The following is a 14,373-nucleotide window of genomic DNA, read 5'->3' on the forward strand; positions in this document are numbered from 1 at the left end:
TTCAGTTACCGGGCAACACACATTGAGTGTCGAGGCCGAGGACGTGGTTGAGCCTGCCGAAGGCCAACCACGATCCGAGGCACATGCTCAACTCGACGATTTCCCGCTGGGAGTAGTGCGCGGTCATGCGTTCCCAGAACTCGTCGTCGAGTCCATGGTGGTCGAGAGCGTATCTCTCGGAGTACTCGGCGGCGAGACGTGTCCTGTCGTCGAAGGCATCGGTGGTGCGCCAGTCTGTGACAGCCTGATCGAACGTCGACTCCACCGTTTCGCCGTCGCGCTCGGTGCGCCAGTCCTGACAGAAGATGCATCCGTTGATCTGAGCAATCCGAAGCCGGGCCGCTTCGAATTCCCGAAGGCCGAGAGTGCCGTCCGTGTACACCTTTTGGGAAAATCCAGCCGCTGCAGGCCCGATTCCGGGGACCATCTCACCCCACACGTAGCCGATCGGATTCTTGCCTTCGGGAATGTCGATGTTCATGTGAGTACCTCCGAGTTTCGGGCACCGAGCTTGCCGACGCCTGGTGTGAGCGGAACGTCCAGCGCGTCGTAAAGACCGGGTTCGGCCTGACGCAACCACGGAATTGCGTTGACGAGACGTCCTACGGCCGTGGCATTTCCGCCGGCCGCGCGGTTTCCACCCTCATCAGTGGCCTCGACGTTGATCTCTATTCGTGGTCGTCCTTCGACGATCACCTTGTGCGCACCGTCGCCACCGTCGGGCGGGAGCGGCCAATCGCGGGCACAGGACGGATGAATACGCGTGACGTGTTCGATCACGATCAAGGGTTCCCCGCCGACGATTCCCTGAACCTCGAATCGCAGTGCGCCCTGGGTGCCGGCCGCGAACTCCCCCATATGTTCGGTCGACACGGTTTCCTCGAGTGGGCGGCGCAGCAAGGTCTCGCGGATCTCGTCGAGCTCCACCCCGAGTGCCCGGGCGATGAGCCGAATCTGTCCGCCCCACACCATGGTGGGCACACTGGGCGCGACCATGGGAGGTTCGTAGTCCATCGGCTGACCCATCCCGATCAGGTAGCGGACCGAATCCGGCTGTTCGTAGGTCGTGTAGTCGAAGATTTCCTGACACCGGATCTGATCGATCGTCCCCGCAAGCCCGCTGACGAGAATCGGCAGGATGTCGTTGCCCCAACCCGGATCGATACCGGAAACGAACAGAGCGCCGCCGCCTGCCTTGGCAGCTGCTTCGACGGGATCACGAAGTTCCGGAGGTGCCGATTTCGGGTCGTACAGCGCATAAACGGATGGAGTGACCACCACAGCTCCGGCGGCCAGTGCCCGAGTGATGTCGGCAACCGCGTCATCGGGCCGAATGTCACCGGACGCCGCGTAGACCACCGCGCCTGGGGACGCGGCGAGCACGGCCTCGGCGTCGTCGGTAGCCGCGACACCCAGATGCACTCCCAAATCGGCAAGATCACCTGCGTCTCGCCCGACCTTCGCCGGGTTGGCAACGATGACGCCGACAAGTTCGAGGGCGGGATTGGCTGTCACAGCGCGAATCGATGCACGCCCGACGTTGCCCGTACCCCACACGATGGTCGGAATCTTGGACTCGGCTTCATTCGAAACTGCACCCATCAATCGGACATTACCCAGCTCAGCGCGTCAGGTCAGCAGAATCGCAAGAATTCGTTTCACTTTATCCGGTCAAAAATGCCATTGCCTGCGCAGTCAGTGCGCCGTCACCCCGCCTCCGGTACGTCTCGGCCGGCCGGCCGTTCCCGGGCCTGCTCATCTCGCCGGTACTTTCGAGCGCGTCGATCACCTGCCGGCGGAAGCTGTCCTTCTGGAACGGACGATCGAAGATCACCTCGTAGAGTCCTCTGAGTTCGGCGACGGTGAACAATCCGCCCGACAATCCGTCCGGATCCACGTACGACGCATACCTCGTGCGTAGGTCCGTGACCGCGAGTCGCACCATGTCGGCGTGATCGAACGCGAGTCCGCTCACTGCCTCGTGGTCGTACACATCGACGAGAAGCGCTGAATCGGGCAGAGCCGATTCCGCTAGGCCAGCGGTGTGCGCGACCGACAGAACCCAACCGCGGTCGTCGCGATCCGGTCGGTCGAAAATCGCCAACTGGTGAAAGCTGGTCTCGGCTAACTCGGCCTTGACCGACAAGGCACGATCGGCTGCGGCCGTGAGCAATTCGCGTTCGTGCAGAAACGTTCCCGGTAGCGCCAGCGAGCCGAGACGATGCCGAACAACCAGAACTTTCAGGGATCCACCGCTGTACGTCAGCACCGCGACGTCCACCGCCACAGACGGACGTGGATAGTCCGTCAATGCCTTACCGCTCGTGTCTGTCCATTTATTCACCCTTGCATGTTATCTCAAACATGATCTATAGTTAGCGTAAGTTTGATCAAACTCTCACCCCGAACCGAAGAGGTGGCTATGAAACTCACCGCACAGCAGTCCGATCGAGCGGCGGGCGTTCTGCTCGGCACCGCAGCAGGAGACGCACTCGGCGCCGGCTACGAATTCACCTATCCGAAGGCCGAGGTCACCATCGACATGATCGGTGGCGGCCCGTTCAATTGGGCGCCGGGAGAATGGACCGACGACACCTCGATGGCAGTTGCGATCGCCGAGGTGGCCGCGACAGGAATCGATATCGGAAACCCTTGCGGTCTCGATGCCATTGCAGCACAGTTCATCCGGTGGTACGACTCGAAGCCCGCGGACATCGGCAACCAGACGCTAGCAGTGTTGTCTGCCCGCTCCGAAAGCGCAGCGGCGATGGCGGATCGTGCGCGAGCGATCAGCGGCCGCAAGGCCGGCAACGGCTCGCTCATGCGCACCGCTCCCGTCGCCCTCTCCTACTTGGACGATGCAGACGGTGCCATGGCGGCCGCGCACCGGATCAGTTCACTCACGCATGACGACCCGCGTGCCGGACAGGCGTGCGAGTTGTGGACCCACGCCATCCGTCATGCCGTTGTCGTCGGCAACTTCGACGGCGTTCGAGGCTTCTTCTCGGTCGCCGATCAGGAGGTCGCCGAATACTGGGGCCCGCTGCTCGATCAGGCCGAAACCGGGCACCCGCGGGACTTCTCCAAGAACGGCTGGGTGGTACATGCACTTCAGACTGCCTGGTGGGCAATCACCTCCACGGACAATTCCGATGCTCGTCACCTTCAGCGCGCATTGGAAGCGGCCGTACGCGCCGGCGGGGACACCGACACGACCGCGGCTATCGCAGGCGGGTTGCTCGGCGCCCGTTGGGGAGCATCGGCGGTTCCCGCGCGCTGGCGCCGAATCATGCACGGCTGGCCGGGATATCGTTCCTCCGATCTGGTTCGCCTGGCGATCAAGACTGTGCGCGGCGGCACCGACGACAAGAACGGTTGGCCGTCGACGGCAGAACTCGATTACTCGAGGTTCCGCGGGACCCACCACCTGACGACGCACCCGCACGACGACGGCGTCATGCTCGGAGGCGTCGATGCGCTGGCCACTGCAGACTACGACGCCGTGGTCAGCTTGTGCCGCATGGGAACCCGACCGGTCAGCTCCGATCACGTCGAGTTCTGGTTGGTCGACGACGGTCATGATTCCAACGCCAACCTCGAGTTCGTTCTCGACGACGCAGCGCGCACTGTCCAGACGTTGCGGGCTGAGGGAAAGCGCGTACTTCTGCATTGCGTTCAGGCGCACAGTCGCACACCGTCGGTCGCGGCGCGATACTCGATGTTGATCGGACGTGATCCCAACGACGTACGCTCGGCTATGCCGTGGGCTCGTCCGAAGCGTGAACTCTGGAACACAGCCGTCGGACACATAGCCGTCGGAGACACAGGAGGATCAATGCCCGTCGTTACAGTCGTCGAAGGTGACATTACGACGCTGACCGTCGACGCCATCGTCAATGCGGCCAATTCGAGGCTCCTCGGTGGTGGCGGTGTCGACGGCGCGATCCACCGCGCCGGAGGGCCGGAGATCTTGAAGGCCTGCGAGGTGTTGCGCAACACCAGTCTTCCCGACGGCCTGCCGGTGGGTGCGGCCGTAGCCACCACCGCGGGAAAGCTCCACGCCAAGGCCGTGATTCACACCGTCGGCCCAAGATATTCGCGCTCCGAGGACCGATCCGGATTGCTTCGGTCGGCATACACCCGCAGTCTCGCCGTCGCCGACTCGATCGGCGCACGAACCGTCGCCTTTCCGTTGATCTCGGCAGGGGTCTACGGCTGGCCGAAGGAAGATGCCGTCCGACAAGCTGTTTCAGCGATTCGCGCGGCGAAGACCGAAGTCGAGACAGTCACACTGGTCGCGTTCAACAAGGAGACTGCAGACCTGATGCGCCGCGCCATCGCCTGACCACCAGCGGCGCAGTCACCACACTCAGCCGTGCACCAGACGTGACACCAACTCGGTACGTGAATGCACGCTCGACTTTCGATACACGTGTTGCAGGTGACTCTTCACGGTCGGGACGCTGATGAACAGCGCACGGGAGATGTCGATATTGCTTGCACCCTGTGCCAGCAGTTCGACGACGTCGCGCTCCCGAGCAGATAGTTTCCAATGTTCTTGCAATGCAGAAGCATTCGGCGCACTGGGCATTTGGGCCAGCATGCAGTAGGACTGTTCGACGAATCCGTGGGACTTCTGCAGAAATTGGATCTCTTCCCTCGAGAAGTCACCGTCACGAGCACTTCGGAGCAGGGAAACCCCGGCCACGATACGTCCGGCATGACGTAGATACAGTTCAGCCTCGTATCGATACCCCATCGGGCGAAAGAAGCCTGCGTAATAGTCGGTCTTGTCGAACCGCTGGCCGATGTCGTTCGACGTTGCGAGGTCGGCGCCCGATTCGGCGAACCTACGCGGATGAAAAGGGTCCAACTCGTGGAAGTGACCGGTGTAGCGGCCATTCTCCTCAGGACACACCCGATCGAACACGTGCGTGTCGGCATTCATGCTGCGATCAACGGAGTAGAAAACCATCCCAGACACGCGGACAAACCTGGCAAGAAACTCCATCGCGTTGCGTTTGAATTCGGTGTTGCGTGCGAACTCGTTGTTGCGCCTGATCGGTTGGAGATTCGGTTCAACGAATTCCGACTGAACCACCGACATATCGCACTCCTCCACAACGAACCAGTACGACGCTACCTGCGGCCATAATCACTGGTCAAGACCGATCGGACTTCATCCTTTCGGATGATTCTCCCCCCAGGTGGGCCAGTCATAGAGTGCTACTACCTGACGAGCCACACGCGGTGGACTCGTCGAGATGCACGGAGGTAGGTCCACGTGAGCAGAACACTGATCCGATCGTCGAAGATACTGACCTTCGACGATGTGAACCCTGTCGTGGAAGCGATACTCGTGGACAATGGCGTGATCCTCGAGTCGGGTAGGTTCTCCGACCTAGTCGAGTCCGCTGGCCCGAACACCCAGATCATGGAAGCCGGTGACGCAGTGGTCATGCCAGGACTCATCGACACGCACCCGCACGTCATGCACTTCGGCGCGCTGCGAGGCGGCCTCGTCGATCTGAGCGATGCCGTCGATCATGCCGATATCGTCGAGCGAATCAGTGCTCGCGCAGCCGTCACAGCGCCCGGTGAGTGGATCATCTGCACGCCCGTCGGTGAAGCCCACTACTTCATCCGCAGATCGTGGCGCGACCTTGCCGAGCGACGCTTGCCCGACCGTCATGTCCTCGACCAGGCAACAACCGACCACCCTGTGCTCATCCAGGCGTGGGCACCGCGTACCCCGAACATCGTGGCGTTCAACAGCGCCGGCCTGCGTGCTGTCGGTCTGTCGGACTTCATCCCCGATCAAGTGTGTGACGTGGAGATCGACAAGGACGAAGCCGGACGATTGACGGGAATACTTCGCGGACCGGTGAACAACTACTACACCTACGACCCGTTCTGGGGACAGATCCTTCTCAAGCTCCCCCCACTCGATCCCGATCACGCAGTACCCGGTGTACTCGACGAAATGGCTCGCTTCTCCGCCCGCGGTGTCACCACCTTGTACGAGGGACACGCCATGGAACCGATCCACATACAGATGTATCAGCATCTCCGCGCATCTGACTTGCTCACCATGCGGGTCCAGGCGACTCACGACGTGGAGTCGGTTATTTTCTATCCGTTCGAACCGTTGTCGCCGCACGAGTTCGACGATCGATTGAAATCGCTTGCGCCACAGTCATCCGATACCGCCGACGACATGTTTCGAATCGACGGTATGACCATCAGCCCTGGGGGACCCTGTTTTGCAGGGCATTTCGCGATGCACGAAACCTACGCCGATCCATTCGGCAGACCCACCAAGGGAAATCGCTTCGTCTCACTGAAGAAAGAAGAATCGTACGTCCGATTCTGCGCGGAGAACGGTATCCGGGCAAACATCTGTATCGGCTCCTACCGTGAGCACGACGATTTTCTCGAGATCGCCGAGCGTGTCGTCACCGAACACGATTTTCGAGACAAGGCGTGGATTCTGCAGCACGCGATCACCATCAGCCCGGATCACGTTCGCCGGTACAAGGCACTCGGGTTCCAGGTCACCACTTCTGTCGGCTTCGCATGGGGCAAGGGTGCAATGTATGACGAGCGGATCGGCCGACACGTCTGGCGTGACATGGTCCCATTGAGGCGTCTACTCGACGCAGGCCTCGAGGTTTCCGGAGGGTCGGACTGGGGACCGAAGAGTCCTTGGGAACAGATTGCACTTGCCCACACGCACGAGATTGCCGGCACCGACCTGAGAAACGACGGTCCAGACCAGGTCATCACTCGCCAGGAATCTCTCGCCATGTGGACAACGAGCGCTGCGAAGATCCTCGGATGGGACGGAATCGGATCCATCCGCCCCGGCAATCACGCAGACCTCATCTTCGTCGACCGCGATCCGTCGACCTGCGATCTCGACGACTTGAAGAACACCCGTGTGCATCGAACCATGCTGGGCGGAAACATAGTTCACGACGATGCCACCCTCCCCGCCGCCGAGAGGGATCTTCGATGAAGCCGAATGAGTACATCGAACATGACGCTACGGGCCTCGCCGAACTGATTCGCGAAAAGCAGGTATCCGTTGACGAAGTTCGCGAGGCAGCACGCACCGCGATCGAGGCCGTCAATCCGACGCTGAACGCCGTGGTCGACGGTCCGTGGGATCGAGCACTCGATTGCAACGCACAGGGATTTTTTGCGGGGGTTCCCTTTGCACTCAAGGATTTCGCCGTACACGCGGCTGGAGTACCGACCCGGTTCGGAAGTCGGCTCGCGGGCGAAGGTGCAATCTTTCCCCACGACACCGAATTGATGACACGATTCCGGGCTGCCGGATTGGCTGCCGTGGCGGTGACCACCACACCTGAATTCGCGTTCAACGGAAACACCGAACCTGTTGCTCAAGGCTCGACGCGCAATCCGTGGGACAACAAACACAGCGCCGGTGGTTCGAGCGGTGGATCAGCCGCATTGGTCGCCGCGCGAGCCCTTCCCATCGCTCACGCCACCGACGGTGGTGGGTCGATCCGAATTCCGGCGTCTGCCAACGGTTTGGTGGGTCTGAAACCGAGCCGCGGTCGCGTACCGGTGGGTCCCGACTCGAGCGAACCGCTGTCAGGGCTGGGCGCCGAGTTGGGACTGACCCGGTCGGTGCGCGACTGCGCCGCATTACTCGATGCCGTGAGCGGGCCCGCCCCCGGCGACAAATACGTGATTCGTGATCCCACACGACCCTACATAGACGAGATCAACCGTGCTCCAGGGCGTTTACGAATTGCCATCCATACTCGGTCGTGGTCCGGGGACCCGGTGGACATCGAAGTCGCGAATGTCGTGTCCGCGGTCGGCACGGTCCTCGAGGGGCTCGGGCATCACGTCACGCCCGACACGCCGGTCTTCGACTGGGATCAGTTCGTCGATGCCAACCTGCCGGTTTGGAGTGTCTCTCTTGCCGAAGGCGTAGACGCACTGGCCGGAGCTTTCGGCGTGACTCCCGGCCCCGAGAACCTCGAGGCTACAACCCTGGCGTGCGTGGAGTATGGGCGCGAAGTCACGGCCATTCAGCTCGCTGGAGCGCTCGGCGTCTTCAACCAGGTGTCCCGCACGGTCGGAACATTCTTCACGAATTACGATCTGTTGCTCACGCCGACGCTCGGTGAACCACCCCAACTGTTGGGCGAACTCGATTCGAATGACGCATCACTCTCCCCGAGCGAATGGACACGCAAGTTGTTCGGCGTCTGTTCATTCACTCCACTTTTCAATGCGACGGGCGGACCAGCAATCAGCCTCCCGCTGGGTTCCACGCGCTCGGGGTTGCCTATCGGGATTCAACTGGCCGCACCCATGTGTGAGGAGGGCACCCTGATCGCGGTTGCATCCCAATTGGAGAAGGTCGTGCCGTGGGCGCACCGTATACCGGAAGTGAACGCCGGTGAATGCTGACTCGGTCGCAACTCCGATTGCACCCTATACAGCGATTGGTCTGTCGACAGTGGTGCGCAACATCGAACACCGATCGCAGATCAACGCGAACCTCGACGTAGTGGAGGAAGCGATTCACGCTGCGGTGTCGACGGTTTCGATCAACATGCCGGTCAAACTGATTGCGTTGGCAGAAGGTGCCTTGACCGGATTCGGGGATGAAGCCTTCGACATACCTCATGTGAAGGCCGCGCGCGAGATGTTCATCGACATCCCCGGCCCCGAGACAGACCGACTCGGCGGACTCGCCAAGCAGTACGGGGTTTACATCATCGCTCAATGCAAGGCGAGGTGGCCCGAGGTCATGACCGATCGATTCTTCAACTCCATGGTGGTGATCTCCCCTGCGGGCGAAGCGGTACATCGCGCCACGAAGAATCACGTCTGGTGCCGTGAACGCTCCTGCACGCCTCACGACGTGTACGACCGCTGGACCGAACTGTTCGGCGACGGCATCGACGCGTTCTATCCCGTGCTGCACACTCCGGACATCGGTTCGATCGGCACCATCTGCTGCAGCGACGGAGAGTATCCGGAAGCAGTACGCGCCTTAGCTTTTCAAGGCGCCGAGGTCGTGTACCGTCCGAGCGAGGCGGTTCCGATGACGCAATCAGGACCTGATCCCGGGGGAACTTGGCTCCTCCAGAACCGTGCACACGCGCATTTCAACAGTCTGTACATGATCTGCCCGAACACCGGACCGGTCTATCCGACTCAGTCGGCGACACAGTCATTCGACATCGCCGGAGGAAATTCGCACGTCGTGGACTACAACGGAGCGGTACTCGGCCACACCGTCTCCGGGCACAATTCGATCGTGTCGGGCGTGATCGACATCGAAGCGTTGCGCCAGTTCCGCGTCATGAACCTGAACTCCAATTGGCTCAAAGACCTCCGTACCGAACTCTTCCGTCGTATGTACGACGAACCGATTCATCCTGCAAACCTGTGGCTCGAGAGTGATCCCGTTCTCCATGCAGAAGCCGACGAGATATACCGGGCCAACATCGCCCGACTGCTCACCCGCGGGGCGTACCGGGAACCGGCATACAACTTCCGCAGCGCGGACATCACACCACGTTGAAGCAGTGCAGAGCGGCCAGCGAGTAGAGAAATTTCGCCGATTGGACGTTTGTCCAACAATTTGTCCGAATCGCATATTTTGCAGCTCGCTCTGTGTTCTACCCCTCTCCAGGGTTTGAGCTGGTGGTAAGCAGACGACAAGACGCCTTCGCTTCTCTGTCAGCGCGAGGCCGGTTCCCGGACCCGGCTTTCAGCCGAGAGCTCGATGTTTTTCGGGCGCTACTCAAGGAGAATGTGAACGGTGTCGACGTTGATGCGCCGAGGAGTAGGGTGCTCTTCCACCTCCCCTTGCCGGGGACATCGAGACACTCGCGTTACGCCCGGAATGTTCTGGCAGCAGCGAAAGTGGCCCGTCCTTCGCGGTTCGTGATCTCGACCAGCGGCATCGTGATCGGCGACGCTACTTCGACGCTCGCCGGCCCCAACACACCGATTCTCGCCGGGCTCGTCGACGGGCTTCGAGCCGAAGGTATCGCGGTGACCGTTCTGACCCCACGTTTGTTCCTCGAGAATCTTCTTCTGCCCGCCGTGCTGTCGGGAGCGAAAGACGAAGGGGTCCTGCGTTATCCGCTGCGCGCCGATCTCGCGGTCGCGTGGAGTTCGCACCTCGATGTCGCTGATGCAGCCGTCGCGGCCTTGACTCTCGCCGTAGCACCGGACGTAGTCGACATCGGGCAGATTCCGCCGGTCACCGGTGTCGAATTGGCCGAGGCGTTCGCCGAACACTTCTCGCGCGCGGTAACTTTCGAAGCCGTGATACCAGAAGAGTTCGGTGCGTCGATCACACCGATCATCGGGGCGGGCGCGGCAGCCGGGGTTGCTCAGCTCTACACGGGACTCGCATCTGCCGACAACGTCGCGTTCGACTTGGCGACGGGTTCTGCCGATGTCCTGGGTATCAATGCCCGCAGCACCCGGGCCTGGCTTGCAGATATTGGGGTGAACTGACCGGACAACGCAAACGGCCGGCTCCGCAAAGGATCGCGTGGAACCGGCCGTTTTCCGGGGTTACCGGTGCGTGCGGGTCTTCAACTGGCGGTTCAGCTGCCGACTCCCGAAGTCCAGACCGGCACCGTCACTGGTAGCCAGCACGGTGAGTCCAGCGGCGACCAGCAACGAAATAAGCACAACGCTCATGGTGAGTCACCTTTCTTCCTGTCGTGAAACGGTTTTGCACCTCCGGGAGATGCCGACATCTCCGGCGCTCCACTAAAGCTGATCTCAAAGTATCTGTAACTGTGGGTTACGCGCAATGTGTGGTCCCTCACCTGAAAGAGCAGGGTGATGCGCAGATCACGCTGCGTTCGACGGCGGACTTACTTGGCTAGAACCATGTTCACGAACTCGTCGGCTAGTGCGTGACGGTCCGCACCGCGGCGAGGGACCGAATCGGGCGCACTGTGCACCAGTTGCATCTGCCCCAGGTACATCGAATATGCAAGTACACCACGATGTTCCGCCTTCTGTCTGTCCATACCCAGATCGACCAACAACGTCACAATGTAGGCAACTCGACGCTCGGTGACACGCCGAACCGCCGCCGAAACCAAAGGATGGTCGATCCCGGCAAGCAGTTCCAACTCCGCACGGCGATCGGCCAATCCAGTCGTGACTGAATCCACCAGAAGACGCAATCGCGCCTCCCCCGGTTCACCAGAGGACTCGACGGAGGCGATCAGTCTCTCGGTTGACAAAACTTCCCATCGATCGAGCGCAGCTTGCAGCAACTCGTCACGGTTCGTGAAGTGCCAATAGAAGGACCCTTTGGTCGATCCGAGCGTGCGCGCCACCTTTTCCACGGCAACTGCATCAGGGCCATGGCTGGTCAGAGCTTGAAAAGCTGCATCGATCCATTGGTCGCGAGAGAGTCGAGCGCGGGCATTCGTCACCTCCGTACGGTACCGTATGGGTAGGTTCCATACGGTACCGTACGGAGGATGAAATGACACTCGCTTTCAAGGCCATGCCTGCGCCGGACTGGGCAGAGGCCACCACGATCACCATCCCGACAGCTCCCACCTATACATCTGAGGAGTGGGCACAGGCCGTCTTCGACGTCAGAAATGTCCCCGCTCCAGTTCTCGCGATGTTCTGGTTGAGGGAGCGGGTAGTCGGATTGCTCGGCATCGCCCAGGGACGCCCCGACACCTTTGCCATCGACAAGATCGCCGACGGCGAGGCCCTCATCGAAGCGGACGAGAAACACCTACGATTCGTCGCCTCGGTTCAGGCCGACAACGACGCCGGCCTCCTACACGTCGTCACCGCGGTGGAGCTGAAGAACCGCGCGGGCCGCATCTACTTCGCACCCGTTCAGGTACTGCACGGCGTGATCACGCGGGCAATGATGACGTCGGCGCGAAAGAGACTGTGCACGTGATCAACCGTCGAGCTCGCAGCCCTTTTACGCCTGTGCCTGTGCCGGCGCCGGGGGCGAGACCCGCCAGGCAACGGCGATCAGAACAACCGTGAATCCCGATGCAGGCCACAGAGCGTGAAGACCGATCCATCGATGAACCAACGCACCGATTACTGCTCCGGCGATCAACCCCGCGCACATCCCGAAGTGTTGCAGCCACGCCCACTTCGGGCCGCCCAGAAAGGCTCCGGTGAGACGCTGGCCCATCTTGACCAGCGCACCGGTCATGTAGGTGACGCCGATCGTCACCTCGCCGTCGCGCTGGAACACCGAGTTGACGGCTCCCATCGCCAAAGCCATCGCCGAGATCGCGCCAGGGGTGACGTCGAGGCTGCTCATCACCGAACCGATGGCAAGCAGGCCGGCCACAACCGCGAGCACCGTGACCTTCCGGGTCCGGACGGAGTACCGCTCCGTGAAGTGGGTGACGACGGTTCCCAACGCGATTCCCAGGAGGAAGAGCACGATGATCCCGCCGGCCACGCGCGCGGTCGCCCACACTCCGTCGGCAAGTGCGACGCTCGCCTGCGTCATGTTGCCGCTCATGAACGAAACGAAAGGCCCACCGAGCGTGATGAATCCGAGCGCGTCGACGTAACCGGCCAGCCCGGCGAGCGCTGTCGCCAGGCCGATCAGCGACCTGCTGTATCCCGTCACCCGACGAGCTCGGTTCAGCTCAGCTTGCTGGTGCGCAGCTCGTGGCCCTTGGACGTCTTGCAGCGGCCGGTCTCGAGATCCCACTGCCAGCCGTGCAGATCGCAGGTGAGGTTGGTGCCGTCGACAACACCGAACTTCGACAGATCCGCCTTGAGATGGGGGCAACGACGCTGAATCTCGTACCCACCCAACTCGATAGACGCGCTGTCGTCGTGGGCCTCGGCGAACCAACCGTCGGCGTAGGCGATGCGCTCGTCGGTGAGGCACTTGAAGAACGTGTAGAGGAACTCGTTGTAGCCACCGATACGCCACGCCGTGAAGCGCGTCGACAAGAAGATGGTGTTGACCCAGTCGGGCTCGTCGTCGCGCAGAACGGTGCGAACCAGTTCGGGAGCGATGCGGAAGCCGTAGCGGTACTTGCCTTCTCCGTCGATGGGCTCGCGAACGATCCGCTTCGGGAAGTCGAGAACGACGGTCTCCTCCCCCATCACGAGTCCGACTGGGTAGCCGATTCCGTCGCAGATGAGATCGGACTGAGCCATGATCGGCTCGAACTTGGCCTTGAGACCGTCGAGCAGCGGTTCGCCTTCGGCCGGAGCCCACGTGGCCTTCTGCGCAGCGATGACCGGGGCCATCTTCTGCGCCATCTTCTCGATGTACTCGGCCTTGTTGGAAAAGATCTTGTCGACATCCGCGTCCGGGATGGGGTGCGTCAGCGCGACCTTTTCGCTTCCGCGAAGTTCGACTGCCGAGCCGGGGATCATCAGCAGACCGCGATCGTTGCCGTTGATGCGCATCTGCTCGAGAAACGTGATCTGGTCGGGGAAGATGTTTCCCTCGTCGCCGTGATCGTCGTTGAGGTAACGCAGGTCGTCGTCGAGGAATACCGGCGGGCCGGCCGACGGGACAACCCAGGCAGCGTCGACCTGAGAGATGTAGTTGCGGCAGCGGTCCATGCCACGCTGACGCTTCTGCTTGCCGAAGTTGCGCTTGGTGCCCTTCGGAATGTCGTAGACCATCGGGTACCAGATCGCGCCCGAGTACTGCAGCAGATGGATGTCGACCTTCCCGAAGGCGTCAGTCAGCGGGTCCAGGTCGACCGGCCTGGCGTCGTTCATGTTGAAACAGGTGGTCTCCCCGTCCGAGACGACGAGGCCGGAGTCACCGATCGGACCGTCTGCGGGAGCGCGCAAAGCGATGATCATGATGTCGAGGTCGCCCTTGGGGCCGCTGACGGTGTGCTTGACGGAGTCTTCGGTCTCGAAGAACTTGTGGAAGCCCAGCTTCTCGAGCTCACGCTTGAGGTCCGGCACCGGGTAATCGGGGAGCAGGACGGTGGCGTCCTTGTTGACGTGCGCGATCAGATTCTTCGGATCGAAGTGGTCCTTGTGCAGGTGCGAGACGTAGAGGTAGTCGCAGTTGCCGAGCGCGTCCCAGTCCAACTCGGTGTTGTCGGGGAAGGGCACCCAGGACGCAAAATACGTCGGGGTCACCCATGGATCACACAGGATGGATCCGGCCTCGGTCTGGATATGAAATCCTGCGTGGCCGACGCTGGTGATCTGCATTGCAACCTCCGAAATCGTACTGCTGGTCAGTCCAGCATAGTCGGCGCGATCAGGGCCGAATCGCGATCGAGGAGGCGGCCGGTTGTGACGTCATGCACGTCAGAGGACGAAAGTGGGTTGCGAATCAGACCGGCCCGTGACGCCGACAACACTCGC

14 protein-coding genes are annotated in these 14,373 nt (G+C 61.4%); 6 read left to right on the plus strand and 8 right to left on the minus strand.

Annotated features, from left to right (window positions below; all coding sequences use genetic code 11):
* Window position 1: 1 nt before the first annotated feature.
* From QM716_RS22180 to QM716_RS22190, 3 genes are all read right to left on the minus strand, one after another.
* Entirely contained in the window at window positions 2-481 is a 480-nt protein-coding gene (locus QM716_RS22180) for a carboxymuconolactone decarboxylase family protein (RefSeq protein WP_283306277.1), read from the minus strand.
* Window positions 478-1,602, minus strand: coding sequence for an NAD(P)H-dependent amine dehydrogenase family protein (locus QM716_RS22185; RefSeq protein WP_283306278.1), 1,125 nt, complete (start codon window positions 1,600-1,602; stop codon window positions 478-480). Before QM716_RS22185 ends, QM716_RS22180 begins: the two co-directional genes overlap by 4 nt.
* 61 nt (window positions 1,603-1,663) lie before the next feature.
* On the minus strand, window positions 1,664-2,344 hold the full coding sequence (locus QM716_RS22190) for an NUDIX hydrolase (protein WP_283306279.1): 681 nt from the start codon (window positions 2,342-2,344) through the stop codon (window positions 1,664-1,666).
* Window positions 2,345-2,422: 78 nt separating this feature from the next.
* On the opposite strand from QM716_RS22190, the gene QM716_RS22195 reads away from it, so the two are divergent.
* The gene (locus QM716_RS22195; protein WP_283306280.1) at window positions 2,423-4,345 is read left to right on the plus strand and encodes an O-acetyl-ADP-ribose deacetylase; all 1,923 of its coding nucleotides are present in this window, start codon (window positions 2,423-2,425) and stop codon (window positions 4,343-4,345) included.
* 24 nt (window positions 4,346-4,369) lie between these two features.
* Here QM716_RS22195 and QM716_RS22200 read toward each other — a convergent pair whose 3' ends face one another.
* Window positions 4,370-5,107: a response regulator transcription factor gene (locus tag QM716_RS22200; RefSeq protein ID WP_283306281.1), complete on the minus strand. Its 738-nt coding sequence runs from the start codon at window positions 5,105-5,107 to the stop codon at window positions 4,370-4,372.
* A gap of 177 nt (window positions 5,108-5,284) precedes the next feature.
* On the opposite strand from QM716_RS22200, the gene QM716_RS22205 reads away from it, so the two are divergent.
* From QM716_RS22205 to QM716_RS22220, 4 genes are all read left to right on the plus strand, one after another.
* A complete protein-coding gene (locus tag QM716_RS22205) occupies window positions 5,285-7,018 on the plus strand; it encodes an amidohydrolase (protein WP_283306282.1) in 1,734 nt (577 codons plus the stop codon).
* The gene (locus QM716_RS22210; RefSeq protein WP_283306283.1) at window positions 7,015-8,451 is read left to right on the plus strand and encodes an amidase; all 1,437 of its coding nucleotides are present in this window, start codon (window positions 7,015-7,017) and stop codon (window positions 8,449-8,451) included. The genes QM716_RS22205 and QM716_RS22210 overlap by 4 nt, the downstream gene beginning before the upstream one ends.
* Before the next feature lie 49 nt (window positions 8,452-8,500).
* On the plus strand, window positions 8,501-9,574 hold the full coding sequence (locus QM716_RS22215; protein ID WP_283306284.1) for a nitrilase-related carbon-nitrogen hydrolase: 1,074 nt from the start codon (window positions 8,501-8,503) through the stop codon (window positions 9,572-9,574).
* Between the two features lie 344 nt (window positions 9,575-9,918).
* The gene (locus QM716_RS22220) at window positions 9,919-10,521 is read left to right on the plus strand and encodes a hypothetical protein (RefSeq protein ID WP_283306286.1); all 603 of its coding nucleotides are present in this window, start codon (window positions 9,919-9,921) and stop codon (window positions 10,519-10,521) included.
* A gap of 60 nt (window positions 10,522-10,581) precedes the next feature.
* On the opposite strand, the gene QM716_RS22225 is transcribed toward QM716_RS22220, so the two are convergent.
* Window positions 10,582-10,710 (minus strand): hypothetical protein, encoded by a 129-nt coding sequence (locus tag QM716_RS22225; RefSeq protein WP_003943237.1) that lies wholly within the window; start codon window positions 10,708-10,710, stop codon window positions 10,582-10,584.
* A gap of 179 nt (window positions 10,711-10,889) precedes the next feature.
* Entirely contained in the window at window positions 10,890-11,462 is a 573-nt protein-coding gene (locus QM716_RS22230) for a TetR/AcrR family transcriptional regulator (protein WP_283306287.1), read from the minus strand.
* 53 nt (window positions 11,463-11,515) lie between these two features.
* Here QM716_RS22230 and QM716_RS22235 point away from each other — a divergent pair, with 53 nt between their 5' ends.
* Window positions 11,516-11,953, plus strand: coding sequence for a DUF2867 domain-containing protein (locus QM716_RS22235; RefSeq protein WP_283306288.1), 438 nt, complete (start codon window positions 11,516-11,518; stop codon window positions 11,951-11,953).
* 24 nt (window positions 11,954-11,977) lie between these two features.
* On the opposite strand, the gene QM716_RS22240 is transcribed toward QM716_RS22235, so the two are convergent.
* Both QM716_RS22240 and QM716_RS22245 read right to left on the minus strand, forming a co-directional pair.
* Window positions 11,978-12,649, minus strand: a complete 672-nt coding sequence (locus QM716_RS22240) for a YoaK family protein (RefSeq protein ID WP_283306289.1) — start codon at window positions 12,647-12,649, stop codon at window positions 11,978-11,980.
* Between the two features lie 14 nt (window positions 12,650-12,663).
* On the minus strand, window positions 12,664-14,217 hold the full coding sequence (locus QM716_RS22245; RefSeq protein WP_003942885.1) for an MBL fold metallo-hydrolase: 1,554 nt from the start codon (window positions 14,215-14,217) through the stop codon (window positions 12,664-12,666).
* Window positions 14,218-14,373: the final 156 nt, after the last annotated feature.

The sequence above is a fragment of the Rhodococcus sp. IEGM 1409 genome (genome assembly GCF_030056735.1).
Taxonomy (GTDB): domain Bacteria; phylum Actinomycetota; class Actinomycetes; order Mycobacteriales; family Mycobacteriaceae; genus Rhodococcus_F.

Excerpts from the sequence above, each read along its gene's own strand:
- QM716_RS22245 (WP_003942885.1), bottom strand. The coding sequence starts at position 14,217 with ATGCAGATCACCAGCGTCGGCCACGCAGGATTTCATATCCAGACCGAG.
- QM716_RS22225 (WP_003943237.1), bottom strand. The coding sequence starts at position 10,710 with ATGAGCGTTGTGCTTATTTCGTTGCTGGTCGCCGCTGGACTCACCGTG.
- QM716_RS22200 (WP_283306281.1), bottom strand. The coding sequence starts at position 5,107 with ATGTCGGTGGTTCAGTCGGAATTCGTTGAACCGAATCTCCAACCGATC.
- QM716_RS22180 (WP_283306277.1), bottom strand. The coding sequence starts at position 481 with ATGAACATCGACATTCCCGAAGGCAAGAATCCGATCGGCTACGTGTGG.
- QM716_RS22210 (WP_283306283.1), top strand. The coding sequence starts at position 7,015 with ATGAAGCCGAATGAGTACATCGAACATGACGCTACGGGCCTCGCCGAA.
- QM716_RS22235 (WP_283306288.1), top strand. The coding sequence starts at position 11,516 with ATGACACTCGCTTTCAAGGCCATGCCTGCGCCGGACTGGGCAGAGGCC.
- QM716_RS22185 (WP_283306278.1), bottom strand. The coding sequence starts at position 1,602 with ATGGGTGCAGTTTCGAATGAAGCCGAGTCCAAGATTCCGACCATCGTG.
- QM716_RS22195 (WP_283306280.1), top strand. The coding sequence starts at position 2,423 with ATGAAACTCACCGCACAGCAGTCCGATCGAGCGGCGGGCGTTCTGCTC.